Source organism: Eudoraea adriatica DSM 19308, from assembly GCF_000382125.1.
GTDB lineage: Bacteria > Bacteroidota > Bacteroidia > Flavobacteriales > Flavobacteriaceae > Eudoraea > Eudoraea adriatica.
The window spans coordinates 408,205-432,566 of record NZ_KB907549.1; the positions used below are offsets into that span (position 1 = coordinate 408,205).

Below are 24,362 nucleotides of genomic sequence, written 5' to 3' on the forward strand. Positions count from 1 at the left end.
GCCTATAGCCTCTTGTCCATTTGAAGTACCATCTTATCCTTCCATTTTGAAAAAGTCCCTGCGAAAATATGATTTCTGGCTTCCCTAACCAATCTCATATAAAAACCAAGGTTGTGAATTGTAGCTATTTGTTTACCCAAATATTCATTCGCTGCAAATAAATGACGTAAATATGCTTTGGTATATTCTTTATCAACGAAGGTAGTGCCTTCTTCATCAATCACGGAAAAATCATTTTCCCACTTTTTATTCTTTATATTAATAGTCCCATGCGCGGTAAACAGCATACCGTTCCTTGCATTTCTGGTAGGCATCACACAATCAAACATATCTATACCCAACGCAATGTTTTCCAAAATGTTTATTGGTGTTCCAACACCCATAAGGTAGCGTGGTTTATCTTTGGGCAAAATATTGCAAACAACTTCGGTCATGGCATACATTTCCTCGGCCGGTTCCCCAACAGAAAGTCCGCCAATGGCATTTCCTTCTGCCCCGGCATTTGCGATATACTCCGCAGACTGAATACGCAAATCCTTATATGTAGATCCCTGCACAATAGGAAAAAAGGACTGAGAATAACCATATTTATAGGGTAACTTATCAAGGTGTTTTATGCACCGGTCTAACCATCGGTGGGTCATGTCCATAGACTTTTTTGCATAGTTATACTCACAAGGATAGGGTGTGCACTCATCAAAGGCCATAATGATATCAGCGCCTATTGCCCTCTGGATTTCCATAACATTTTCAGGGGTAAACATATGTAAAGAACCATCAATATGAGATTTAAACTTTACACCTTCTTCTTTTATTTTCCTGTTAGCAGAAAGCGAATATACCTGGTACCCTCCGCTGTCTGTTAAAATATTCCTATCCCACCCCATAAACTTATGAATTCCGCCTGCCTGCTCCAGGATTGAAATTTTAGGCCTTAAAAATAAATGGTAGGTATTCCCCAGAATAATATCAGGGTCAATTTCATCCCGAAGTTCCCGCTGATGCACTCCTTTTACCGATGCCGCTGTTCCGACGGGCATAAATATTGGCGTCCTAATTGCACCATGGTCCGTTATTATTTCTCCTGCACGGGCCTGGGTTTCAGAATCTGTATGTTCTAATTTAAACTTCAAAGCGAGATTTCATTGGCAAATATACTCAACTGACATGCATAAATTACTTAACAAAAAAATAAAGTTCTTCCACAGCTTCTAACGTTAATAAAATATAATAACTACTCTTGTAAAGGCAAAACTTTGCCAGTACATTTGACGCTGATAAAACCAATATAAAATGTCAGAAATAAAGGAATTAGAAGACCTCGTTTCGCAAGTCCGGCGAGACATTGTGCGCATGGTGCACAAAGTAAATTCGGGCCACCCGGGAGGTTCCCTGGGATGTGCGGAATTTATGGTAGCATTGTATAATGAGATCATGGACTTAAAAGAAGGGTTTGATATGGATGGAATAGGTGAAGATTTGTTCTTCTTATCAAATGGCCATATTTCCCCTCTTTTTTATAGTGTACTTGCCAGGCGCGGTTACTTTCCGGTTGAAGAATTACAAACATTCAGGTTATTGAATTCCAGGCTGCAGGGTCACCCCGCTACGCATGAAGGATTGCCAGGGGTACGGATTGCCTCCGGTTCACTAGGCCAGGGAATGTCTGTTGCCATAGGAGCCGCATTGGCAAAAAAATTAAATAGCGATGATCATATCGTATATAGCCTCCATGGCGATGGCGAACTGCAGGAAGGCCAGAATTGGGAAGCAATAATGTATGCGGCAGGAAATAAGGTTGATAACCTCATAGCAACTATTGATCATAACGGGCAACAAATAGATGGCGCCACATCTGATGTTTTACCTATGGGTGATTTAAAGAAAAAGTTTGAAGCTTTTGGCTGGGATACCATGGAAATTAAAAATGGAAATAACCTGGAGGAAGTTATCCATGGGCTCAAAGAAGCGAAGAAGAGAACTGGTTTAGGAAAACCGGTTTGTGTAATTATGGATACTGTAATGGGGCATGGTGTGGATTTTATGATGCACACACATGCATGGCATGGCAAAGCTCCGAACGATGAGCAATTAGAAATAGCATTAAACCAGAATCCGGAAACACTCGGTGACTATTAATTCTCAAGACGAAAAACAGATTCAATGAAAAAATATACAGATCAAGGAAAGAAAGACACAAGAAGTGGTTACGGAGCGGGCATGACAGTACTTGGCCGCACAAATCCGAAAGTAGTGGCCTTGTGTGCGGATTTGGTAGGTTCGCTTAAAATTCAGGAATTTATAAATGAAAATCCGGAACGATTTTTCCAGGTCGGAATCGCCGAAGCGAATATGATGGGTATCGCAGCCGGACTTACCATTGGAGGATATATTCCTTTTACAGGGACTTTTGCCAACTTTTCTACTGGCAGGGTTTACGATCAAATCAGGCAGTCCATAGCCTATTCCCATAAGAATGTTAAGATATGTGCTTCACACGCCGGTATTACTCTTGGCGAAGACGGAGCTACCCACCAAATACTGGAGGACATTGGGCTAATGAAAATGCTGCCTGGAATGACCGTTATCAATCCTTGTGATTTTAATCAAACGAAAGCCGCTACCATAGCAATCGCAGAGCACGAAGGACCGGTATATTTAAGATTTGGAAGACCTGCTGTGCCTAATTTTACACCTGCGGATCAAAATTTTGAGATTGGAAAAGCTCTGCTGCTCAATGAAGGAACTGATGTTACCATTGTGGCTACCGGACATTTAGTCTGGCAATCTTTGATTGCCGCTGAAAATTTAGAAAATCAGGGTATTTCGGCAGAGGTAATTAATATACATACTATTAAGCCATTAGATGAGGAAGCCATAATTAATTCTGTAAAAAAGACCGGTGCTATAGTAACTGCTGAAGAACACAATTATTTTGGTGGACTTGGAGAAAGTGTAGCGAGAACTTTAACCACCAGATATCCTGTGCCTCAGGAGTTTATTGCCACTCAGGACACCTTTGGTGAAAGCGGGACACCAGCTCAATTAATGGAAAAATACGGTTTGAATGATAAAGCTATTGAAAGGGCCGTTTTCAAAGTAACAAAGAGAAAATCCGTATATTAGGACCTATAAATTGAACACACTATGAAACACTTAATATTTTTGGGGCTCCTGCTTCTCGGATGTTTCTCCTATGCCCAAAGTGGCGGTTCCGGATTTGGGCTTAGGGCCGGAGTGAATTACACAAATACTGGGAAAATAAGCGTCGATGATATAACTACCCTGCAGCCGGATGGAAAATTAGGGTATCATGTCGGGATCTGGGGTCGCCTGGGCGACAGGGCTTATATGCGGCCGGAACTCGTCTTCACCCAAATCAATTCTTCCTATAGCGGTGAAGGATTTGACGAAGATTTCAAGATGCAAAAACTGGATCTTCCGATTCTGTTCGGTCACAAGTTTCTGGGAATTTTTCACGGCTTTATCGGTCCGGCCTTTCAATATGTGCTTAAGACAGATTTAAAAGATATCGAACTCAGCGATGTCGAAAATGAATTTACAGTTGGATTCCAGATCGGAGGTGGCGTGAACTTTGGGAAAATCGGTATTGACCTGAGGTATGAAACGGGTTTCAGCCCCAACTACATAGACCTGATCGGGGATGTCGAAGGAGTTCGTCTGGACACCCGACCCACCCAGTTGATACTCGGGCTATCCTATAAATTTTGAGGTAATTGTAGGCGGTCCTGAGCTTTCAGACCGATATATCTGAAGAAGTTTCCGCGCGGACAGATCAGGTTATCTTTAGCTTATCTTTCAAATTCTAGCTAATTCTTTTACATAATAAAAAAGCCCGCAAAGATGCGGGCTTTTTAGTTAATACTATTCTTTCAATTAGCTATCCGCATCCAGATAATCGGGGGTTCCATCTCCATCAGAATCCGGAAATGTAATATTTCCTTCATTGTCTATCACAATTTCATCCCTGGTAAGCGTGCCATCCTGATCGTCATCCCGATCCAGGTGATTTGGCAGGAACCCAAATCCAGAGGAAAGTTCAATACTTTGATCCGTATTATCATCAGACAGAATACCATTGTTGTTCAGGTCTTCCATTATGGAGGGAATTCCATCATTGTCGTAATCAGTAGCCTCTTCAAACAAGCCAGTATTTACCTGAAAAACCAATACGTCATAAAGTGAGATGCCACCGCTTAATGGAGGGTTATTATAATACGCCAATCCGGAAGGGAGAAACATCATTCCTATACCACTTCCTGTAATTTCGGCGGTACCATCAGGATTAGAAATCACCTCGGTACCAACCTTAAAATTTGAAATGCCCGCACCATAGCCTCTAAGAAAAAATGGCAGGTACTGCCAGGTATAGGTAACATTGCTGTCAAATACGTCCCCGGAAAGCAACTGACCTTCATATTTTACCAAGGTTGAATCTGCAATCGTTGGGCTTCCGCCTGTTCCCTCGCGGGCTTCAAAATAATATAGCGTGTGATCAACGACTACATCGTCTTCTAAATTAAAAGTTGCAGAGGAAACCGGAATAGTCATTGTAGACACTTGTTCTGAAAGCGGAATTTTATCCTGGGTTTCACCGGCTATCGTATCCAAAACTATCTTAAAATTGAAATCCGCAGGCGGATTTTCAAATTCTTCATAGTTATAATAATGTGTATTTAAAAATTCTTTAATTTCAGCATTATTCTCTGCTTCCACCTCAGCAAGGGGCCTTGGAGGAACAACCTCCACACCATTCGTACTATCATCATTATTACAGGCAGCCAGTATAAACAAGGCCGCAATAAAGAGCAGAACTCCTTTTTCTTTCATAGATCTTCTTTTGAGGCTCGCAAGATACAATTTTCCACTATTTTTGTTTTAGTCGTTAACAAAGATTTTTATTAGTAAATGCGTATAGATAAGTATTTATGGAGTATACGTTATTATAAGACCCGTAATATGGCCTCAGAAGCTTGTAAAAAAGGGCACATTCGTATTAATGGAAATACAGCTAAACCATCAAGGGAAGTTTATAAAATGGATGAAATTATAGTACGTAAAAATCAAATTAATTATGAACTCAACGTACTGGATATTCCCCCCGGAAGGGTTAGCGCCAAACTTGTGGATATTTATAGAAAGGACACCACGCCAAAGGAAGCATTTCAAAATACCGAACTATTGCGTTTAAGCAAAAACCTGTACAGGGAAAAAGGTCTTGGCAGACCAACTAAAAAGGAACGGCGAGACATAGACGATTATCTGGATGAATCTGAATAGAGACTATTGGGAAGAGCGGTATGCCGCGAATAATCTGGGTTGGGATATTGGTACAATATCTACTCCCTTAAAGGATTATATTGATCAACTTGAAAATAAAAACCTTAAAATATTGATTCCGGGTGCCGGCAATGGCTATGAAGCAATTTATCTTCACAAAAGCGGATTTGCTGACGTTTATGTTCTGGACCTGGCAAGGCAACCTTTGGAAAAAATAAAAGCTGAAATTCCAGAAATAGAAAATAACCGTTTAATTCAGGGCGATTTTTTTGATCTTGAATTACAGGACTTCGACCTGATCCTGGAACAAACTTTCTTTTGTGCCCTGGATCCTAAGTTGCGGGAAGATTATGTCCTTAAAATGAATCAGCTACTAAGCCCGGGCGGTAAACTTGCCGGACTATTTTTTGATTTCCCGTTAACCCATAGTGGCCCCCCGTTTGGAGGCAGTTTTGAAGAATACATCGGGTTATTTAATCCATTTTTCAAGATAAAAGTATTGGAGCGGGCAAACAACTCCATAGCGCCAAGAAAAGGTAAAGAACTGTTTTTTATCTTTGAAAAATAATTATGTGCCATTATGCAAAATAAAATACTTTCCCACGTACAGATTCAACATAAGATAAGGAGGATTGCCTATCAGATTTATGAAACCAATGTGTCTGAGAAAAAAATTATACTTGCCGGAATTGTGGGGGGAGGTTTAAATTTTGCAAAAAAATTACAGGCCGTTCTGGAGGATATTACGACAGCAGAAATTGTATTGTGTAAAGTAATGATGGACAAAAAGAATCCTATTAAAAGTGGGGTTACCATGTCTATTCCTGAGAGTGAATATATAAATAAATCGGTTGTTTTGGTAGATGACGTTCTTAAGACTGGCACTACCCTCATATATGGCGTGCACCATCTACTGAAAACGCCTCTAAAACAATTAAAAACGGCAGTTCTTGTAAACCGCAACCATAAAAAATATCCTGTAAAAGCCGATTTTAAAGGGATTTCGCTATCCACCTCCTTGCAGGAACATGTTCAGGTAGAGTTCAAGGCAAATAATTATGCGGTTTACTTAGGGGAGTAAAGTCAGTATTTCGTCTTTTACATCTTCAGGAAGCCTGTTATCTCCAAGGACCGTATAATTGGCGCGGGAATAAAAAACTGCTCTTTCGAAAATGTGCTTCCCAATAAATTCAGGTAAATCTTCATCACCAAGATGCGCAATCAATGGTCTGTGTTCCTTCTCCTTATGAAGCCTTTCTGTCAGAGAAGTAATAGATAATTTCAGATAAAAAACAAGCGATGTTTTTTCTAGAATTGTATCCATGTTTATGCCGTAACAGGGTGTTCCACCTCCTACCGCTATTACCAGATTACGATCGTCCTCAAGTATTTCATTCAGTAATTCGCTTTCCTTTTTCCTGAAGTACAGTTCCCCTTTAGTTTCAAATATGTGGGCAATCTTCTCATTCAACCTTGTCTCAATATAATCATCCAGATCTACGAATTCAACATTGATTTCCTCTGCGACCAACTTGCCTATTGTGGATTTACCACTACCCATATATCCTATAAGGATGATCTTCATTTTAATTATTTTGGTAAAAATGTATTAATTCTATAGGAATTCAAAGAAAACCTAAATTAATCTTTAAATGGACTTGAAAAATTAATTAATGATAGTATATTTGCACCCGCTAATGCCGTTTTTTATTGTGCATTGGAATAATACTGAAATTTTTGACCTGGTAGCTCAGTTGGTAGAGCATCTCCCTTTTAAGGAGAGGGTCCTGGGTTCGAGCCCCAGCCAGGTCACCAGAGAGAGCAAAAACCCGCCAATTTGGTGGGTTTTTTATTTTAGAGGAAATCCAAGCTCGCTTGGGTTTTCTGAAGAAATATAAAACAGCAAGCGCTAGCTTGCTTGGTTTTGTTCTTGGACCTTGGGGGCGCTGGGTCAGACGACCAGCATGAGTCAACCCCAGCCAGGTCACAAAGTGATATGGAAATCCTGACAGCAACGTCAGGATTTTTTTATGAAATAAAATTGGGGCGAGAAGTTTATGCCGATTTTGGTGCAAAAGCGCCTTACTAGGGTAAGCCCCAGCCACGTCACTTTTAAACCACAAAGAATATAAAAAAACATCTAAATCGTTACTTTACAGCATTTTTTATACTATTAATTGAATTATTTCGCTGTTCCTGTTTAGCCTTTAATTTTTCACATTTTGAAGCGGGGTATTCATCCAATACTCTTCGTAATCTTTTGGTTTGATAATGGGTTGATCTGCGTATAAGGGTATGGTTTTATCCATAAAAGGATCATCAAAAGGAGCTCGTGAAATTGGCTTGACTCGTTGCACGAAAAACTCTCGAAATTGAAAAAACTCTTCCTTGGTCCACTGATTAATTAAATTTCCCAAAGTATCTTTAACATTGTCAATTCTAACGTCTACTATTGCATTTAGGTTCATACCATTTTTATCTGCTTCCATTATTTCACTCAACATCTTCGTAAAATCTAATTCCTCCATATTTGGATATAAAAAGACTTTGGTTCGTAGTTTTTCAGCATCTCTAAATTTCACTCGCCGATTATTGAATTTCACTGTATAATTGGGGAGGTACCTGGCCGACTGGGATTCTGGAATATTATTATATTCCAATACAAAACACATGCATGTTGGATCGACTGTTATATAATGGGTTGTGAAAGCAGGTGGAATGTTCAGTATAAAACTATTATTAAAAGAAATATAGTTTAAATACATCTTATCACCAATTCTCCGATAATCTGTAATGATATCAAAAATTACTTTCTGTCCTTGCCCCTGTTTGTTTTTCTTGCGGTTCTTATCCCATTTTTCGTCGTACATGGTGTACTCCAGTTTATGAATAGAATAATCCCATTTTGATATATAAATGGTGCCATTTGCTCTATAGTTTGGGTACAATTTTGTAAATTTTATGGTATAGAGTGCTTCATTATCCTTGCTAGTGTCACTACTTCTCTGGAAAAAATGATTTTCAATAAAATTAGTCTTTAGGGCACCAATAAAATCATAGGAATATACATTGTAATTCCTAATGGCATCGTGGATTCGCAAAATTCGAAATTCATTCCCTCCAGAAATATCCAGATAGGCTTTATTTATAATTTTTCGAAAAGATTTATAATCATAGGCTTTGCGCGCCATAGAATCTATTTTAAAATCTTCGTTCAAATCGAAATTAAATATTCTGACTTCAGAGGTAGAATCGTCTAATTGGTCAATACCTTGATCAAATACTTCCAGAATGGCCTCGTTAAGATTGATATATTCTTGATCTTTATATTGATACTCGCGATAATACCCTATCGTTGAGAAGGATGTTGAAGCATAGTTGTTAGGAATTGCATCAATCGCTTTCTGAACAATCCGTGATGCATTCAGTTTTCTTCGCCTTTTATCTTTTCCCGTAACAGTAGCTTCTTCCAAACCTATAACCCCTGCAGATATCGGAATTAAATTGAGCTGGTCCTCTACCAACTCGGTAATCGAAATTTCTTTGGTCTGATAGCCCATAGATGATATTTCTATGATATCCCCGTATTGCTTCAAGCTTAGAGGAATTCTAAATCCTCCATCCGCATTGGTAATAACTCCCAAAGCTCTCCCTTTGATCCTCATACTCGCAAACACAACAGGTTCATTAGTCTGGGCATCAAGGAGCTTACCTTCTATGAAGTCCTTGTTTTGAGACCACGCAGGACATGACCATAACAAGAAGATACTATAAAGTCCTATAAAACATATATAATTTTTCATGCTATTATAGAAATGGTCTTTCTCCTATTGCAATAGGAGAAAGTTAGTTAATACCTATTTCTTCATGGTGATTATAAATACTCCTGGAGCGCCTCTAGCTCCATATATTGCGGTATCTGCTCCCTTTAGTAATTCGACGGACTTCAACTCAATCGGATTAATACTCCCGATATTACTAACATAACTCCCATCGACAATAAACAAAGGTGTTTGATCTCCGCCTATATATCCTCTTACTATTATAGTACCAGAGACTTCATTTACAATTACGCCCGCAAATTCTTGTTTTATTAACTGATAGATATTCTGATATATGGCGTAATCCTTTCTACCAATACTCCGAAATACCTCCTTATCGAAAATATATCCATGTTTCATAAGATCTGACTTCTTAAGTAATTCATTGTTATTGGTAAATTTGAGATTAATTTCCTCCTGTCCATTATAGACTTCACTTTGTAAACCATGCTGTTCGGAATAGACACTAATAATGTCAGTATCAATCGGTGTTCGCATTTTATACATGCCCTTTTTATTGGTGCGAACCCCGGTTATTAAAGAATCTGCAAAGATATCACCTTTCAGAATCGGGTTACCTTGTGCGTCCGTGACGGTTCCACTTATTTTAACCATTTTTATATTTCCGTTTTGGGCTTGTAATGAAGGTAGGGCAAGGAATATAATTAAGGTGAATGTTAAAAATGTCTTTTTCATATAAAATGGTTTGATGGAATATTCTTTTAAATTAGTTCATTCGTACTTATAAACGGCAATGGTAATGCCATTATCTTCTGAAAACCAGTAATATTTCATGGATTTTGGAAGTAGTAAAGTTATCAAAAGTAGACTGCTGGCCTTGGAAGCTATTGATCTTGGGGATTTACATTTTGACCTTGAGATCACTGGATCAGGCGACCCAAGGGAACCAATCACAGCCAGGTCACTTTTCAAGGAATCTGGTCTATAGATTCTGGCTGGAATTTTTCATTTAAATCCTTTTCCAAATTGATATGGGCTATTTAAAAGGTGCCCCCATTCTGTTATTATATGAATTTAAGAAATACACCTATTAACCTATTAATATGTGCTACAGGTCCTTACAGTCTGACATATTGGTAAGATTTCAAAAGTATTTTATTAACTTGTAGATATCAACAAGTGAAAAATACCCATGTTTGATTCGTATAAACACTTTCTAGAGACCCCTGGATATCACAAAATCATTGGAGAGGATTACCTGATTGTTGAATTTAAATGTCCTATAAAAGAGGAACTCTTTGACGCGTGGTCTGAGTGTCATAGCATTGTTTATGTATTAAACGGTCAGAAAAAATGGATTACCCCAACCAACGAATACCTGGTTAAGGAAGATCAGTCGATTTTTGTAAGAAAAGGAGCGTTCAAAAATCAACAGTACTTTGAACAGAGCTTTTGTGTGTTGATGTTTTTCATGAAGGATGATTTTATTAATAGATGCATGGAAAGCGATATTGGAAAAGAAATGTCTGTACTACAAAAGGTAGAACATCCAGATTTTATATATCGAATAACCTTAAACGAGAGCTTGAGAGTACTTTATCACTCTTTTTTTTCTTACCTCAAACAACCCCACAAAACCCCTCAGAAGATCATTGAATTAAAATTCCGGGAAATGTTGATGAATATTTGTTTGGACCCGGACAATAAAGAGATAAAAAATGTATTATATACATTGGCAAAAAATTCGGGTGGCACTATTGAGCAAGTGATGGAGGAGCAATATGTCTATAATCTCAAACTGGATGATTATGCCAGACTTTGTGGAAAAAGTACATCTTCTTTTAAAAGAGACTTTAAAAAGGCCTTTAACACGTCTCCCGGGAAATGGCTGTTGACCAAACGGCTCAATCTGGCGCGGGAACTAATACTCACTACCGATTTTACTATGCAGCAAATATGCTATGACTGCGGTTTTGAAAGTGATTCTCATTTTATCCGAAGTTTTAAAAAAGAATATGGTATTACGCCCAATAATTGGAGAAAGGATAAAATAAAAGCCGTCCGTCTGCATAATGAAGAAAACAAAATCCATTAATGCTTCAGGACATTGAAACATTAATGGATATTAAAGGATAAATTTTCCTTTTAGATAAGCTGGCCTGCCATTTGTGCTTCTTTCCATTTTTTCCAGGCAGAATGTCCACTTTCTAAATTATGAACACCAGGCAAACCATTTTCCTGGGCATGAATGGCCGCCATATAAGACATTACACCTCCTGTGCAGCAAAATAGAAATGGCCCACTGCCATTCAGCAATGATTCAGAAGTAGTATTTCTTTCATCAATTTGCTTTTTTACTTCTTCTAAAGGAATATTGATAGCTCCGGGGATACTTCCCTGACTTTGGATACCCTGCGGGGATCTTACATCGATAATAGTAAATAAACCTTTTGCCAGGATTTCATCTAATTTATCTGTAGCGACTTGTTTGATAACCTCTTTTGAGGTATGAAATTTTGAATTGGCTTCTTCCATGATTATTGTTTTTAATGTCAAATAAATATTTTAATTAGATGGAGATTGTTTCTGCACCTTCAAGAATAAGCTGATGCAATGCTGGAGATCCAACTAATTCTATTCCCTCAATCAGATCTCCAGGAGTATACCCTCTTACTGCTGAACAAGGGAGGCATACCATAATCCTGCATTTATTCTCCCTTACAGTTTCGATCATGTGCTTCATGGTAGGATCTTTTGGATTGAGGTGGGCATGTTCATATGCGCCTTTTCTAACCCAGTCCACACCTGAACTCACCAGAAATATGCTGACCTCTAAACCTGATTTAATGCCTCCATTGGCTATGCTCCATGCTACAGATGCTCTTTCGTCATCCATTCCTTTGCTGATTAACACTACTACTTTTTTTGTTGTACTCATGATTTTTCTTTTTTATTAATAATGAGACAAAGTAAGCATGTTCTGAATCGGCTGGGTTGCCTGTGAAGTTCAATAAATTGACTGAGTGGGTCATGGAGTTAATCCCAGCCAGATTATAATAAAGCATAAAACCCGCCAATATTGGCGGGGTTTTTTAAAGAAAAGTTAATTCCTTCTTTATTAAGATCCTCTGTTAGATTTTAGGTGCGTCCATTTTCACAAATTCTACCCTTCTGTTATTGGCTTTACCTTCGGGTGAAGTATTGTCTGCAACCGGTATATCTTCTCCAAATCCTTTTGCAACCATCCTTTTACCATCAATACCCCGGGCAACTAATTCATTTATTACGGTATTGGCCCGCTGCTCAGATAAATCTATGTTGAACTGTGCATCACCATCACTATCTGTGTGTCCTTCAACACTGAAATTTATTTCCGGATGCTCCTTCATGAGTTTCACAATTTCATTAATGACCCCCATTGACTCAAGTTTTAAAGTTGCTTTTCCCGAATCAAATTTAATTCCATTGGTAACGATTTTGCCATCAGATATAAAGCGATCGTAGAGTTTAACGGCTCCTTCAGCTATCCTTATATTCTTTATCATAGTAGGATAATCCCCGGTCTGACCAAAATCGTACGTGCTCGCGTGAATACTTAACGCACTAGGATTGCCCGTTACATTTGGGATCATGACAAGTCGGTCCTGATCTATATATATTTTGAGCGCTCTTACATTGAATGAAATAGCTACATGGCGCCAGTGTGGATACGGTTTTTGTGATGCTTCCGGTAATTTCCGCTGCATTTTACCCCCTTCATAAGAAGCTTCCTGATCATAGCCTACATCTATGGCATGTAACCCATCTGGCCGTCTATTCGATTTTCCTTTATCCCATAAGTAAACTGTATACTTGCTGGTCCTGCTGGACAAGTACATATCAAATTCAATCGTGAATTTCTCCGGTAGGTAGTCACCTTCCTTTTTCATAAGTGGTTTAATGGTGGCCCCGGAATTTTCAATAGGAAATCGAATCACGTTTTCACCTGAAAACAAGGCATTTTCAACATAGCCATCGATTAAATCCCACTGTGACGGAAACTCACCATTTTGCTCACCTTCTAAATTATCTTCAAATAGTATGGTTTCGCCTGGAACAAAATCGTATTTAGACCAGGGTCTGGCCACTTGTTCATCTTTAGTTTCTTCAGGCTTCTGTTGGTCTTCTTTGGTTTGTTTCTCTTCTGTTTGAGGTTCTTCTGCTTCGCCTTCCAGTGCTTTATCAATCTCCTTTTCGACCTGCTTTTCGGCTTTCTTTTTTAGTTTACCCAATATTTGTGCTTCAGATACAGCCGGCATCTGAATAAAAAAGCCAACTATCAGGAACAACATTAAATTTTTCATGATCTGCTTATATTAAATTAGTTTCTTTTGAAGTATCGAATAAAACTAAGAAGCAAGATTCAGGATGTCAATGATTTAGGTCAGGCCTGATTAGTATTACCTGGTTAGCTTATACTTTTTTACCTGGTTAGCTTATACTTTTAAAGTTGAAACCAATAATTTTATTCTTAAATCCATTGCCGCTGTTATCACAAAATAAAGTATGTATTTAACGGAAAGAGGAAACACCAGTGGATAGAAGGAACAAATTCCAATAAATCTATAAACAAACCGATTCTGTGTATGCAAATCCGTAGTACTGAGTCTGGTAGGCGACTTGATCGCCGAAGCCTTTGGCCAAGGTGGAAGATAAGTTAATTGGCGAGAAATTGCAGGAAGGCGTGAATTGGATTAGGATAATGTACAAACTTAGTTGAGATAAAATAACTAAATCCAATAGCAAATCCTTTTAGTTGGCTGAATTCATATTTAAAGATATTTTTATAAATCCTTAACTCTTTCATATAAACACTGGTTAGTGTCTCTATATAGAAAGATTACAATCTTCACAATCCTTTACCTCGCCATAGTAAGTTTCTCTATACTTGTGCATCGTTTCGACAGGGATGCCCAACAGGTATTTCTTAATGCGCGTCACTTTGGTGGTTAATTTCCCCATAGACTGACTATATCGCTTTTCATATCTGGTTTTCCTCTTTACTTCTATTAATCTCATTACAATTCGTTTTCTTGTTTATTTAAATACAATTGCCTGTATTTGGCCTTTTTATTGATTTCTCGCCTTAAAAGCGATTTTTTCGTATAGTGTTTTCTTTCCCTCACTTCATCCATCTGTTTTACATTTCTCACTTTACGTTTATACCGTTTTAACGCCCGCTCTATATTTTCTCCTGGTAACACCTTAATTCTCAACATGTTTTTTATTTCTTTAATTTTTATATTATGGTCTAAAAATATTCGTGCGATTGTCAATCCTGAAAGTAGCTGGTCTTGAATAGACATTATAATTGCTAAATCCTTGAATAGCAACAATTAATAATACCTTTATGCCTGGGTGATTAAATATTATAACCGCTAAATTGCATGTTTTTAAACAAACAATAACAGCCTATCAGCTACTGAAAATGACAGTTGCATTTAAAATAAGGGAGGAATGAATTTTTGAGGTTGGTTTCTAAAAACCAAATAATTAAAGCTAAGTATTCTGCTGTTATTATTTTCGTGCATTTTAATTCTCATTAGTACAAAGGTAGTGAAACTAAAACCATATGTATATATTATGCCTTATAGTTTCAAAAACTTAACGTTAAGTCTGCATAGATCAAGACCATATACAAGGGCATATTAAATAAGAAATCAGGAATCCATAGTTAGCATGGCATACCAATATAATGTAGATCCTGTTTTCAGGAAATATGAAGACGACCCCAGGTTTAGGGCACTTAGGGAAAAAATGAAATATTATGATTTTATCTTCTTCTCAAGCTGAATTTGCAGTTCACTTTTTTTCAACTGCGTATTGAACGTTTTCAATTCAACTTCCATAAATTTTGTAAATCTCTTGTTGATACCGTCTAAGCGTTCATTAAAAATGGCATAGACCTCGCGCTGCTGATCCGTGGGTTTAAAATCCACCCCGTTTCCGGTAATATCACTGGCAAGGGCACTTAACCTTCCGTAAAGTTTCATCGGTGCCCTGAACGCATCTTCCCGGGCCCCGGTAAGCTGAATATCGTATAGTGTGCCGGCTATGGACTCTGACAAGGCCTGCAATTGCATTGCTTTTTCAATATCGCCCTTCTTCTTCAATTTGGGTATTACCTCCGTAAGTTCCGAGCGAATTTCCTCAATATCATTGATCATGGTTACTGCTAAATTTATGGCATCGCGCAGTTCCAGCGAAAAAACTACCTGTTGTTTAATTTCTTCCAGGGTTCCTTCAGTAGCAGGATCTTTTAAGACTTTTAATTCCCTTATGTATTCCTGCTCCCCGACAATCAGCTTCACCCTGTACATATCCGGAACCACTTTAGGGCCGTATTGCCCGCGCATGAGATCAAGATCCCAGGTAACAAGGGAGCGCCATCCTTCACCGTTTAGCTGTACCCATGGCCTTCCGGGAGGTGCGGTCTGCAATTTTGGCTTATAGGTCGGTTCATAGCGCAAATCCCACATTACCCTGTTTACACCCTGTTGCTTAGTTCCCTCCAGGGTCCTTACAATTTCAGCATTCTGCGTTATTATCTGTATTTCCACATTTTGATCTGTGCGGTCTTTCAGGTAATAATTAATGTCTGCACCATAAGCCGGGTTATCCCCGGAGTTCATACTTGGTCCGTCAGTTTTAATACTCTGCTGTTCCTGAAAACGATACGCCTGGCGAAGGCTAAAGAGATGCGCTTCCTTATTCCGGGCATCCATATCAAATTCGCGGAGGGGTGAAATATTATCTAATATATAATACCCTCTTCCATAAGTACCAACTACCAGGTCATCAAAACGCTCCTGTATCTCCAGCCAATAAACTGGTGCCGGCGGAAGGTTGTTTTTTAATCGCATCCAATTCTCCCCGTCATTATGCGAAATGTAAAGGCCATTATCTACCCCCAGGTACAACATACCCTGGCGTTTAGGGTCTTCCTTTATAACATGGGCAAAGCTGTGAACCGACTTAGGAACGGAACCACTGATGAATTTCCAATTCTGGCCGTAGTCTTCTGTTTTGTAAACATAGGGGTCAAAGTCTCCCATTTGGTGTAAATCTACCGTTATATAAGCCGTTCCCTTTGCATACACAGAAGGTTCAATATTGGCTATGGTTCCCCATTTTGGAAGATCGGGAATATTAGGGGTAAGGTTGGTCCAGTTTTGGCCTCCATCTTTGGTAAGTTGCACCTGTCCATCATTACTTCCGGTCCAGATGAGCCCGGGTTCCAGTGTTGATTCTGCGATACTGAATAGAACAGATCCATCAAAAGTCATTAAATTGTCTACAGCGATACCGCCGGAACTTTGTTGGTGGGTCTTATCGTTAAGTGTCAGATCCGGACTAATTACCTGCCAGCTTTGACCATCATCATCGCTTTTGTGCACAAACTGACTGCCTACATAGACCCTGTGTTTTGTATGCGGCGAAAATGCCAGTGGAAAATTCCAGTGCCAACGGTACTTTAGTTTTCCGGGCTCCCACCCGTATCCGGCTTCCGGCCAAACGCGTACGTCTCGTGCATGACCCGTTTTGGCATTGTAACGCTGCAATCCACCATCATAGCATCCAGACCACACAATGTCATTATCAAAAGGATCGGGCTGGGCAAAACCGCTTTCGCAGCCCCCTACCCCTTTCCATAGACCGAGTGGAATATATCCTTGTCTGCTATTACTTGGCCCCTTGTATGAATAACCATCCTGGCGATTTCCATAAACATTATAAGGAATCTGGTCATCAACAGAAACATGGTACATCTGTGCAATAGGCAGTACCACACGCTGATAACTTTTGCCATGGTTTAGGGTAATACTGGCACAACCATCGTGCGCCACCATTATACGATCCGGATTACCCGGATCTAACCAAATATCGTGGTTATCGCCTCCGGCACTATAGCCTGTTTTAATGGTCTTACCGCCATCTTTGGAGATGCAAAACTTTACACTTGCAAAATAGAGTTCGTTGGGATCACCGGGAGATACGGCCATTCGGGTATAATAAGGGGCACGCTCCGCAATATCATGATTCCGGGTCTGTAGCGACCAGCTATTCCCAAAATCTTCGGATCTGTACAAGGCAGGGCTATCGATCTCAAATAAGGCATACACAATGTCCGGTTCTGAAGGTGAAATAGCCACCGCCGTTTTACCTACGGGATGCTCAGCACCACCAGGAAGTCCTTTTTCAGAAAGTGCTTCCCAGGATCCACCTCCGTCTTCAGATCTATATACACCTCCTCCGGGTCCGCCACTTCTCAATCCCCAGGTATTGATATGAATAGACCACATCCCCACTAGCAGTCGGTCAGGGTTTTTTGGGTCCATGGCCAATTCAGCAGCCCCTGTACCTTCATCCACAAAGAATACCTGCTTCCAGGTCTTACCTCCATCGGTGGTTTTATAAACCCCCCGTTCCTTTTGGGGGCCGTAAGTGTGGCCCAGGGCCGCGGCATATACAATATCCGGATTGGATGGGTGCACAATGATACGGCCAATCCTGCCTGTTTTTTTGAGGCCCATATTTCTCCAGGTCTTGCCGCCATCTTCAGATTTATAAATACCATCACCCATGGCATGTGCAGGTCGTATAACAAAGGTCTCCCCTGTCCCCACCCAAATAATGTCGGGGTTAGTTGGCGTAACGGCAATAGAACCAATAGAAGATACATCCTGGGTATCAAAAACAGGATCCCAGTTGAGGCCCCCATCCGTAGTTTTCCATAGTCCACCCGATGCAGCACCAATATAATTGATCATGGGATCACCTGGAACCCCTGCAATGGCAATCGCCCGGTTTCCTTCTGGGCCTATAAACCGAAATTTCAGGCTATCAAATACAGAAGAATCAACCTGGGAAAAAGTTGTGAACGAAACAATGAAAAAGAATAAAAGAAAGGCTAGTTTGGTTTTCATAGAATTATGGTTGGTGTTAATCTGAAGGTGTGGTTACTAATATAGCCAAGATTAATGGATTAGAAAGGGTTTTTTAAATTTGGAAAGCTTCAGAATAGATAATAGCTCTAATATGTAGTCCTAAAATTTTTATATCCAGGAAATAGAGACGTCAGCATTAGTAATCCATACTGAGATAATTTGAATTTAAAGGATACAAGACCACTTTACTTGAGCGTAATTTCTATTACGGTATCAATAGCTTCTTTTTTTTCCTCTGGTATTGTGAGTTTTAATTCCCGCTTTTTTAATCTGAAGTTTACAGGTGTTTTATCTTTAAAATAAATTGCTTTTTTAATTTTCATATCAAAATCCGGAATACGTAACTCATTGTCCGCATCCTCCAGAACATGCAGATATAATTTATCCCCTCTTCGGGTAGAAACTATGTTGTCATCAGTCATGGCCAACCCTTGTCTTGTGCCATAAATAGTCTCCCCATATATGGATAACCAGGCTCCCATGGCTTTTAAGATCTCTTTATGCTCTTTTTGGACTTTTCCGTTTGGCATAGGTCCTACATTTAAAAGAAAATTGGCATTGTTTCCTGCCGCTTTTACCAGATACCTGACAAGTTCCGGCACAGTTTTATGTTTGTCATCCTGTAAATTAAAGCCCCAGGAATGGTTAATGGTTTCGCAGGTTTCCAAAGGCAGCTGCCCTATATCAGCTCCGCCAAAACCGGTAGTATTCTTTCCCGGAAGGTCTTTTTCGAACATTTGAAAATCTTCGCCCTCAAAAGGAAGTTCATGGTGGTTATTGCCGATCAATAATTTCGAATCAATATCGTGAATCATTTTATAGGTCCTTTCCAAATCCCAATCAATTCCCTTTATTCTAAAATCAACAGTTTTGTGCCAATCTTCTTTTTCAGGTGCCTGATCCCACCAGCCATCGAACCAAAATCCTGAGATGTCATAATTTTCTGCAAGTTCTTTTATTTGGGCATTCTGGTAATCTAAATAGGCGCTCCATTCCCCGGCTTCCGGCCTTCCCGTTTTCCTGCCGGTCCAACCACGGGGAAAATAGTCCGGATGGTGCCAATCTAATTGCGAATAGTATGCAAATAACTTTATCCCCTGTTTTTTGCACTCCTGCTCAAGCATCCTGAAAATATCTTTTCCATAGGGTGTGGCATCAACAATGTTATAATCTGAAACTTTGGAATCGTACATAGCAAAGCCATCATGGTGTTTGGTGGTAATGGTAATATATTTCATCCCGGCATTTATGGCCATTTCTACAATTTCCTGTGCATTAAAATCAATAGGGTTGAAAAAGGTGGGTAAGAGTTCATAGCGATCTACAGTAATATCCTGATATTGCATTACCCATTCGGCATCACCAAGGTTACTATAAACCCCCCAGTGAATAAACAGGCCAAATTTAGCATCCTGAAACCATGTCCGGGCTTCCAGATTCTCTTTGGAAGGCATATATTTTTCTTGTGAATTTATTGCCTGACAAACCAGGGTAAGGCAAATCAAGACCAATAATTTTTTCATGATGTTTGTCTTAACTAGTTATTAATTTATGCATTATAATCAAAATTTGCCACCATGGAATTTCATTACCAAAGGGCGGCCAGTATAAGTGTCGCTTTCAAATAAATAAAGAAACTATCCCCGGCAATCAGGCAAATTCATCCTTGCCTTCAATCAGATAATGATTGCTAACCGAACCTTCAGTACGGGCATTTAGGTGAGGAGTATATTCTTCGTCATTCATAAAAGCAATCGCCGCTTCTTTGGAAGGCCACTGGATAATTACACGCAGACCTACGGCACTGCCATCTCCTTCAAGCTGTTCATGGCTGGCCGTTCTGGCCAGGTACCTACCCCCGTGTTTGGCCATAAGTTTATTGGCTACCGGAAGATAGGCCGGAATCCAATCTTCGCTTGTTGGTGTTACATCCAGTACGGAGTAAAAAGCTGCAGAATTTTCCATTGTTTTGTTAATTTTTGATTTAAATTCTTTGGTTGTTTGTTTATCGTAGTTGTCATTTTATTCCTAATCCCGGAATATAAAATAAACTGATCTGCCAGGTAAGTTACCAAAAAACTAATTATCAGGTTCCAAAAAATTACAATTAAAAAAACATGCATTATTTTCAAATGATTGAAGGGCTAAATTGGCTATTTTGTGTAGCAAGTAGAATATCCTCAAAAAAATAATATAGCCCTCAACTTAAAAATACTTAATTTTATTCTTGGCTTAACTTTGGCTTTCTTCTCATTTAGGAAACGGTCCCATGCTTAAAAAACTCTTAAAATTTGGTTCAGGATTATTAATTATTATTACCATTCTATTCCTTGCAACCTACTTTTATGTAACGAGCCACAAGGAAGAGGTTGCCAACTTTATTGTAAATACGCTCACAGAGAATCATAGGGGTACCGTGAATTTTGAAGACATGACCATGAAAAGCTGGGGCAGATTTTCAAATCCCGCATTCCATATTACAAATATGGTGCTTCTGGACTCAACTCAGAATAAAATAGCCCGTTTAGAAATAGAGGATGCCTATGTTAATATATTCGTCAAGAGTCTTTTTAAAAACCAGATTCAGGTAAAATCTGTTGAAATAAAAAAGGCAAAATATACTTCAATTATATTACAGGAGGTTTTTTCAGATACCATTATAAAAAAAGAAATGCCGGTTCCTGATAAGAGATCGACTGAACCCTTTACACCATTTAAAATGGATCTGGACATTGAAGATGTTACCATTGCTATTCAAAACCTTCCGCGCAATAAAGCCATAAAATTTAAACTTAACACAGTATCATCAACAGTTAATTTCGAACAGGATAAGATTACCTCCTCATTGGATTTGGACGCTACAGTTGAGCAATTGGGATTTAACCTGGAGAAAGGGAGTTTTCTCAAAGATTCTAAAATTTCCGGCTCAATGAATCCTGTGATTGATTTGAAATCCAATAAGATCCATATTCCAACTTTTGATTTAGCTATAAATGATCAGTTGTTTAAACTCACAGCCGATTTTAACATGGCTAACAAGGGTAGTTTTGCATTTAAAATTGAGAATGACCATACAGCATATTTGCCTACGGTAAACCTTGTGTCGGAGCATATTCAGCAAAAACTCAGCAATTATATTATTGACAAGCCTTTTTACACCCATACCACCCTGGAAGGAAGTTTTGCGCCATTTACCAATCCATTGGTCCATATTGAATTTAAGGCAGTCGATAATTCGGCAAAAATAGCAGATCGGTATATCCTGGATTCATTGGCATTTAATGGAAGTTTTAAAAACAGGATCTATGAAGATGACCGTGCAAAAACCGAAGACAAAAAGAACTTAAAATTAAATTTCAATACTATTGCCGGCAAATACAAAGAGACAACTTTTGAACTTCGTGATGGCCTCTATAAAAGTACGCTTGAAAACAAAGCTTATATTGAAGCAGCAATTAATGCGCATGGTGACCCGGAGAATTTAATTTCAATATTTGATGACCCTATTTTTAGCCTTAAAGGCGGTAGCTTTAACTTTGTAGGAGATATCAAGGGGGATGCCAGTTCGGCAGCTGCATTACTATCCTCATCCGCCACGGAATTGCAGGTATCAAATACCTCATTGGTTGACCATGAAAACAAAATTACTATTCCTGTGGATGAATTAAAACTTCATCTAAAAAAAAATAATGCAGTTTTAGATATAATGAAACTGCAAATGACATCGGGAGACAAGCTAATAATTGAAGGGCAAACAAGCCCCTTTTCGGCCCTTTTATCGGAAGAATCTAAAAACTTGGTTTCCTCAAATTTAAATTTCAGATCAAATAAATTGAACTGGAAGGACTTCCTTGAAATTTTTGATGGCCCCCAAACAAACAGCACAGTAAAGGCAGAACATCCCGAATTTGTATTGCATGATATTTTTAAAAAAATCTATCAAAAATTCAACCCCAATATTGACATAGCTATTAAACAATTTCAATATGAAAACCTGATTTTAGACAACTTCTCAACCGATTTGTCTTTTAGCAATGAAAATAATCTGCACCTAACCAATATGGGGTTTGATATTCCCTCCGGGAAAGTAAAACTTATAGCTGATTTGAATTATGAAAATTCCGAAGAGATCTTAGTAACTGCCGCTTTTGACGCTTCTGGCGGTGCGGTTTTTTTAAATGATTTATTTAACAATGATACTTTCCTCTTCAAAAGCGGGCGTTTTGATCTTAAGGCAGAAATGAATGGAGACCTGATGCAACTGGAAAGCCTTATCCTGGAAGCTAACAGTTCAATAATCCTATCCGAGGGAAGTGTTTTTTACAAACCAATGGATCTGATGGTGCCAATTGATCTCCTGGATGTAAAAATAAAAGACAATCGTGCAATTCTTAATTCTTTAGAAATTTCGGTAGGCTCAGAAGATAAATTAAATTTTTCGGGTGAATTAGATGATCTATTGTCCCTTATTTCTTCCAATTCAAAAAATCAGGTAAACTCATCACTCCTATTGCATTCTGACAAATTACAATGGGATGATTTTTTACAAGTATTTGCCCATGATAGTGAAAAGCACCTGAGTCAAAAAAAGGATCCGGAAACCAGGCTAAAAGAAACTTTACGGGGAATCTATTCCGATTTTAACCCCCGTATTGTTATTAAGGTTGACACGTTTGCGTATAAAGACCTTTTGACCCTGGAAAATTTTAAGACCGGGTTACATTTTCAGGACAGGAATAACTTGATACTAGAGGAAAGCGGTTTTAATTTTAATTCTAATGGGCTGGCAGATTTTTCAGCACAATTAGACATATCAGAACCAAATCAAACCCATGTAAATATAGATTTTGAAGCCAGGGCAGATCCATCACAACTGAATGAGATGCTCAATTATGATACTTTTTTACTTCAGGGTGGGGCTTTAAAACTGACTGCCAATATTACCGGTGCCGTTGAAAAAATAAATGAATTGATAAGCGCTTCAAGTAGCACATTCCTGATTGAAAATAGTTCTTTGATTCATAATTCAAGCAAAACCAAGATTCCGTTTAGCGTCCTGGAAATAGATATTCAAGATGATGACGCTATTCTTAAAACCCTTAAAATTGAATTGCCTTCCGGAGACCAATTGGAGTTTTCTGGTGAACTGGATAATATTACTTCAATTCTACCTTTCAATAGTACGAACAATTCAGGAATGAGTTCAAAACTCAATATTTATTCAAAAAAACTTAGGTTTGGCGACTTTTTGGAACTGTTCAATAGCACAGATACCATAATCCGTGAAAAGGTCACAAACCGCAATAGGGCGCTAAAAATTGCGGTTAAAGACTTTTATACCAAATATAAACCGGAACTGTCTATTACTATTGATGAGTTTTTATTCAATAAGCTACTGGTTAAAAATTTTAATTCCGGTTTTTATTTTGAAAATAAAGATCTTCTGTACCTGGAGAATACCGGTTTTGATTTTTATAAGGGTAAGGTAAGTCTCGACGCGCATTTAAATATATCCGATCCATATGAAACTGCTTTTTCAATTGGCTTTGCCACGGATAATCTGGATTTGGAAAAGCTTTTGACATCCTTTGATTATTTTAATGTTCCTTCAATAAAGGAGGCAGATAAAATAGATGGAAAAGTAAGTGTCAATTCACATATAGAAGGCGATTTAATAGATAGTACAGGCATAATATCCAATTCACTAAAAGGAACCATAGGTTTTGACCTTGAAGAAATGGAAATTAAAGGCTTCGATCCCATAATTAAGCTGGGAAATATAGTTTTCAAGAAAAAACGATTTGAAGATATTCGTTTCGGGTCTATTGAGAATGTACTCTATCTTGCCAACAATACTGTAGAATTCCCCCTGATGGAGGTGAAATCCACGGCATTCGATTTTTTTGTAGCAGGACATTTAGGTTTTGAAGAAGTCCCAACCAATATTTGGACAGGAATACCACTATCCAATTTCAAAAGCAGAGATCTTGTTAATATACCCAACAAAACAGGATATGTGGAGGCCGGCAAAAAAATATATATAGAAGCAAAAAGCGATAAAAAAAATAAGATTAAATACAAACTTCATTTATCTGAAAGGCAATATTTCAAAGAAAGAAGTTCCATTAGTACATACAGAACCCAGATGAAAGAAGACAGATTGCTGCGAAGAAAATATAAGCGAGACACAAGAATGAGTGAATAGTCAGGTTTACCCGATGACGGTAAAACCAATTAAATACATCCTGAACTTATACCAAATATAGATTGCAAAACATTGTTTAGAAATAAA

The 24,362-nt window shown here is 38.6% G+C and carries 21 protein-coding genes and 1 tRNA gene; 9 read left to right on the forward strand and 13 right to left on the reverse strand.

The annotated features are described in order from the left end of the window. Positions 1-2: 2 nt before the first annotated feature. On the reverse strand, positions 3-1,133 hold the full coding sequence (gene tgt / locus G504_RS0111350; RefSeq protein ID WP_019670303.1) for a tRNA guanosine(34) transglycosylase Tgt: 1,131 nt from the start codon (positions 1,131-1,133) through the stop codon (positions 3-5). A gap of 160 nt (positions 1,134-1,293) precedes the next feature. Here tgt and G504_RS0111355 point away from each other — a divergent pair, with 160 nt between their 5' ends. The 3 genes from G504_RS0111355 to G504_RS0111365 are packed head-to-tail and all read left to right on the forward strand — an operon-like array spanning position 1,294 to position 3,732. Beyond that, a complete protein-coding gene (locus tag G504_RS0111355) occupies positions 1,294-2,139 on the forward strand; it encodes a transketolase (RefSeq protein ID WP_019670304.1) in 846 nt (281 codons plus the stop codon). A gap of 24 nt (positions 2,140-2,163) precedes the next feature. Further along, positions 2,164-3,126, forward strand: coding sequence for a transketolase family protein (locus tag G504_RS0111360; protein WP_019670305.1), 963 nt, complete (start codon positions 2,164-2,166; stop codon positions 3,124-3,126). A 21-nt stretch (positions 3,127-3,147) separates the two neighbouring features. After that, positions 3,148-3,732 carry an outer membrane beta-barrel protein gene (locus G504_RS0111365; RefSeq protein ID WP_019670306.1) on the forward strand — a complete coding sequence of 195 codons (585 nt, stop codon included), beginning with the start codon at positions 3,148-3,150 and terminating at the stop codon, positions 3,730-3,732. A 165-nt stretch (positions 3,733-3,897) separates the two neighbouring features. Here G504_RS0111365 and G504_RS0111370 read toward each other — a convergent pair whose 3' ends face one another. After that, complete coding sequence (locus tag G504_RS0111370) at positions 3,898-4,851, reverse strand: FKBP-type peptidyl-prolyl cis-trans isomerase (RefSeq protein WP_019670307.1); 954 nt, start codon at positions 4,849-4,851, stop codon at positions 3,898-3,900. Positions 4,852-4,929: 78 nt separating this feature from the next. Between G504_RS0111370 and G504_RS0111375 the strand changes: the two genes are divergently transcribed. From G504_RS0111375 to G504_RS0111385, 3 genes are read left to right on the forward strand one after another with little or no spacing between them, the layout of a single operon-like run. After that, the gene (locus tag G504_RS0111375; protein WP_026348531.1) at positions 4,930-5,301 is read left to right on the forward strand and encodes an RNA-binding S4 domain-containing protein; all 372 of its coding nucleotides are present in this window, start codon (positions 4,930-4,932) and stop codon (positions 5,299-5,301) included. Further along, entirely contained in the window at positions 5,288-5,869 is a 582-nt protein-coding gene (locus tag G504_RS0111380) for a methyltransferase domain-containing protein (RefSeq protein ID WP_019670309.1), read from the forward strand. The genes G504_RS0111375 and G504_RS0111380 overlap by 14 nt, the downstream gene beginning before the upstream one ends. Before the next feature lie 12 nt (positions 5,870-5,881). Continuing rightward, complete coding sequence (locus tag G504_RS0111385; RefSeq protein WP_019670310.1) at positions 5,882-6,382, forward strand: phosphoribosyltransferase family protein; 501 nt, start codon at positions 5,882-5,884, stop codon at positions 6,380-6,382. Here G504_RS0111385 and G504_RS0111390 read toward each other — a convergent pair. Continuing rightward, on the reverse strand, positions 6,371-6,886 hold the full coding sequence (locus tag G504_RS0111390) for a shikimate kinase (RefSeq protein ID WP_019670311.1): 516 nt from the start codon (positions 6,884-6,886) through the stop codon (positions 6,371-6,373). The two genes, G504_RS0111385 and G504_RS0111390, sit on opposite strands and share 12 nt — an antisense overlap. Before the next feature lie 154 nt (positions 6,887-7,040). Here G504_RS0111390 and G504_RS0111395 point away from each other — a divergent pair. Beyond that, positions 7,041-7,116: transfer RNA gene (locus G504_RS0111395), tRNA-Lys, on the forward strand. A 392-nt stretch (positions 7,117-7,508) separates the two neighbouring features. Here the strand turns inward: G504_RS0111395 and G504_RS0111405 are convergent. Together G504_RS0111405 and G504_RS0111410 are read right to left on the reverse strand one after the other, a co-directional pair. Further along, positions 7,509-9,104, reverse strand: coding sequence for a carboxypeptidase-like regulatory domain-containing protein (locus G504_RS0111405; protein ID WP_083930750.1), 1,596 nt, complete (start codon positions 9,102-9,104; stop codon positions 7,509-7,511). 54 nt (positions 9,105-9,158) lie between these two features. After that, positions 9,159-9,818 carry a TonB-dependent receptor plug domain-containing protein gene (locus tag G504_RS0111410; RefSeq protein ID WP_019670314.1) on the reverse strand — a complete coding sequence of 220 codons (660 nt, stop codon included), beginning with the start codon at positions 9,816-9,818 and terminating at the stop codon, positions 9,159-9,161. Positions 9,819-10,275: 457 nt separating this feature from the next. On the opposite strand from G504_RS0111410, the gene G504_RS0111420 reads away from it, so the two are divergent. Continuing rightward, on the forward strand, positions 10,276-11,178 hold the full coding sequence (locus tag G504_RS0111420) for a helix-turn-helix domain-containing protein (RefSeq protein WP_019670316.1): 903 nt from the start codon (positions 10,276-10,278) through the stop codon (positions 11,176-11,178). Positions 11,179-11,228: 50 nt separating this feature from the next. Here G504_RS0111420 and G504_RS0111425 read toward each other — a convergent pair whose 3' ends face one another. From G504_RS0111425 to G504_RS0111460, 8 genes are all read right to left on the reverse strand, one after another. Beyond that, a complete protein-coding gene (locus G504_RS0111425) occupies positions 11,229-11,618 on the reverse strand; it encodes a rhodanese-like domain-containing protein (protein WP_019670317.1) in 390 nt (129 codons plus the stop codon). Between the two features lie 34 nt (positions 11,619-11,652). After that, positions 11,653-12,021, reverse strand: a complete 369-nt coding sequence (locus G504_RS0111430) for a DsrE family protein (RefSeq protein ID WP_019670318.1) — start codon at positions 12,019-12,021, stop codon at positions 11,653-11,655. A gap of 193 nt (positions 12,022-12,214) precedes the next feature. Continuing rightward, positions 12,215-13,426, reverse strand: a complete 1,212-nt coding sequence (locus G504_RS18615) for an OmpA family protein (protein ID WP_019670319.1) — start codon at positions 13,424-13,426, stop codon at positions 12,215-12,217. 523 nt (positions 13,427-13,949) lie between these two features. Then, positions 13,950-14,141 (reverse strand): hypothetical protein, encoded by a 192-nt coding sequence (locus G504_RS0111440; protein ID WP_019670320.1) that lies wholly within the window; start codon positions 14,139-14,141, stop codon positions 13,950-13,952. Beyond that, positions 14,141-14,428 (reverse strand): 30S ribosomal protein S21, encoded by a 288-nt coding sequence (gene rpsU, locus G504_RS0111445; RefSeq protein ID WP_316928675.1) that lies wholly within the window; start codon positions 14,426-14,428, stop codon positions 14,141-14,143. The genes G504_RS0111440 and rpsU overlap by 1 nt, the downstream gene beginning before the upstream one ends. Before the next feature lie 459 nt (positions 14,429-14,887). After that, positions 14,888-18,049 carry a WD40/YVTN/BNR-like repeat-containing protein gene (locus G504_RS0111450; RefSeq protein ID WP_019670322.1) on the reverse strand — a complete coding sequence of 1,054 codons (3,162 nt, stop codon included), beginning with the start codon at positions 18,047-18,049 and terminating at the stop codon, positions 14,888-14,890. Between the two features lie 206 nt (positions 18,050-18,255). After that, positions 18,256-19,593 (reverse strand): alpha-L-fucosidase, encoded by a 1,338-nt coding sequence (locus G504_RS0111455; protein WP_019670323.1) that lies wholly within the window; start codon positions 19,591-19,593, stop codon positions 18,256-18,258. Between the two features lie 127 nt (positions 19,594-19,720). Continuing rightward, positions 19,721-20,035 carry a DUF1330 domain-containing protein gene (locus G504_RS0111460; protein ID WP_019670324.1) on the reverse strand — a complete coding sequence of 105 codons (315 nt, stop codon included), beginning with the start codon at positions 20,033-20,035 and terminating at the stop codon, positions 19,721-19,723. A 304-nt stretch (positions 20,036-20,339) separates the two neighbouring features. On the opposite strand from G504_RS0111460, the gene G504_RS0111465 reads away from it, so the two are divergent. Then, positions 20,340-24,275, forward strand: coding sequence for an AsmA family protein (locus G504_RS0111465; protein WP_019670325.1), 3,936 nt, complete (start codon positions 20,340-20,342; stop codon positions 24,273-24,275). Positions 24,276-24,362: the final 87 nt, after the last annotated feature.

What these genes read in the sequence shown, in the direction of transcription:
- G504_RS0111450 (WP_019670322.1), bottom strand. Translation starts at nt 18,049, where the DNA reads ATGAAAACCAAACTAGCCTTTCTTTTATTCTTTTTCATTGTTTCGTTC.
- G504_RS0111465 (WP_019670325.1), top strand. Translation starts at nt 20,340, where the DNA reads ATGCTTAAAAAACTCTTAAAATTTGGTTCAGGATTATTAATTATTATT.
- G504_RS0111380 (WP_019670309.1), top strand. Translation starts at nt 5,288, where the DNA reads ATGAATCTGAATAGAGACTATTGGGAAGAGCGGTATGCCGCGAATAAT.
- G504_RS0111425 (WP_019670317.1), bottom strand. Translation starts at nt 11,618, where the DNA reads ATGGAAGAAGCCAATTCAAAATTTCATACCTCAAAAGAGGTTATCAAA.
- G504_RS0111455 (WP_019670323.1), bottom strand. Translation starts at nt 19,593, where the DNA reads ATGAAAAAATTATTGGTCTTGATTTGCCTTACCCTGGTTTGTCAGGCA.
- G504_RS0111460 (WP_019670324.1), bottom strand. Translation starts at nt 20,035, where the DNA reads ATGGAAAATTCTGCAGCTTTTTACTCCGTACTGGATGTAACACCAACA.
- G504_RS0111360 (WP_019670305.1), top strand. Translation starts at nt 2,164, where the DNA reads ATGAAAAAATATACAGATCAAGGAAAGAAAGACACAAGAAGTGGTTAC.
- G504_RS0111390 (WP_019670311.1), bottom strand. Translation starts at nt 6,886, where the DNA reads ATGAAGATCATCCTTATAGGATATATGGGTAGTGGTAAATCCACAATA.
- G504_RS0111375 (WP_026348531.1), top strand. Translation starts at nt 4,930, where the DNA reads ATGCGTATAGATAAGTATTTATGGAGTATACGTTATTATAAGACCCGT.
- G504_RS0111440 (WP_019670320.1), bottom strand. Translation starts at nt 14,141, where the DNA reads ATGAGATTAATAGAAGTAAAGAGGAAAACCAGATATGAAAAGCGATAT.
- G504_RS0111405 (WP_083930750.1), bottom strand. Translation starts at nt 9,104, where the DNA reads ATGAAAAATTATATATGTTTTATAGGACTTTATAGTATCTTCTTGTTA.
- G504_RS0111420 (WP_019670316.1), top strand. Translation starts at nt 10,276, where the DNA reads ATGTTTGATTCGTATAAACACTTTCTAGAGACCCCTGGATATCACAAA.
- G504_RS0111410 (WP_019670314.1), bottom strand. Translation starts at nt 9,818, where the DNA reads ATGAAAAAGACATTTTTAACATTCACCTTAATTATATTCCTTGCCCTA.
- rpsU (WP_316928675.1), bottom strand. Translation starts at nt 14,428, where the DNA reads ATGTCTATTCAAGACCAGCTACTTTCAGGATTGACAATCGCACGAATA.
- G504_RS0111385 (WP_019670310.1), top strand. Translation starts at nt 5,882, where the DNA reads ATGCAAAATAAAATACTTTCCCACGTACAGATTCAACATAAGATAAGG.
- G504_RS0111355 (WP_019670304.1), top strand. Translation starts at nt 1,294, where the DNA reads ATGTCAGAAATAAAGGAATTAGAAGACCTCGTTTCGCAAGTCCGGCGA.
- G504_RS0111430 (WP_019670318.1), bottom strand. Translation starts at nt 12,021, where the DNA reads ATGAGTACAACAAAAAAAGTAGTAGTGTTAATCAGCAAAGGAATGGAT.
- G504_RS18615 (WP_019670319.1), bottom strand. Translation starts at nt 13,426, where the DNA reads ATGAAAAATTTAATGTTGTTCCTGATAGTTGGCTTTTTTATTCAGATG.
- G504_RS0111370 (WP_019670307.1), bottom strand. Translation starts at nt 4,851, where the DNA reads ATGAAAGAAAAAGGAGTTCTGCTCTTTATTGCGGCCTTGTTTATACTG.
- G504_RS0111365 (WP_019670306.1), top strand. Translation starts at nt 3,148, where the DNA reads ATGAAACACTTAATATTTTTGGGGCTCCTGCTTCTCGGATGTTTCTCC.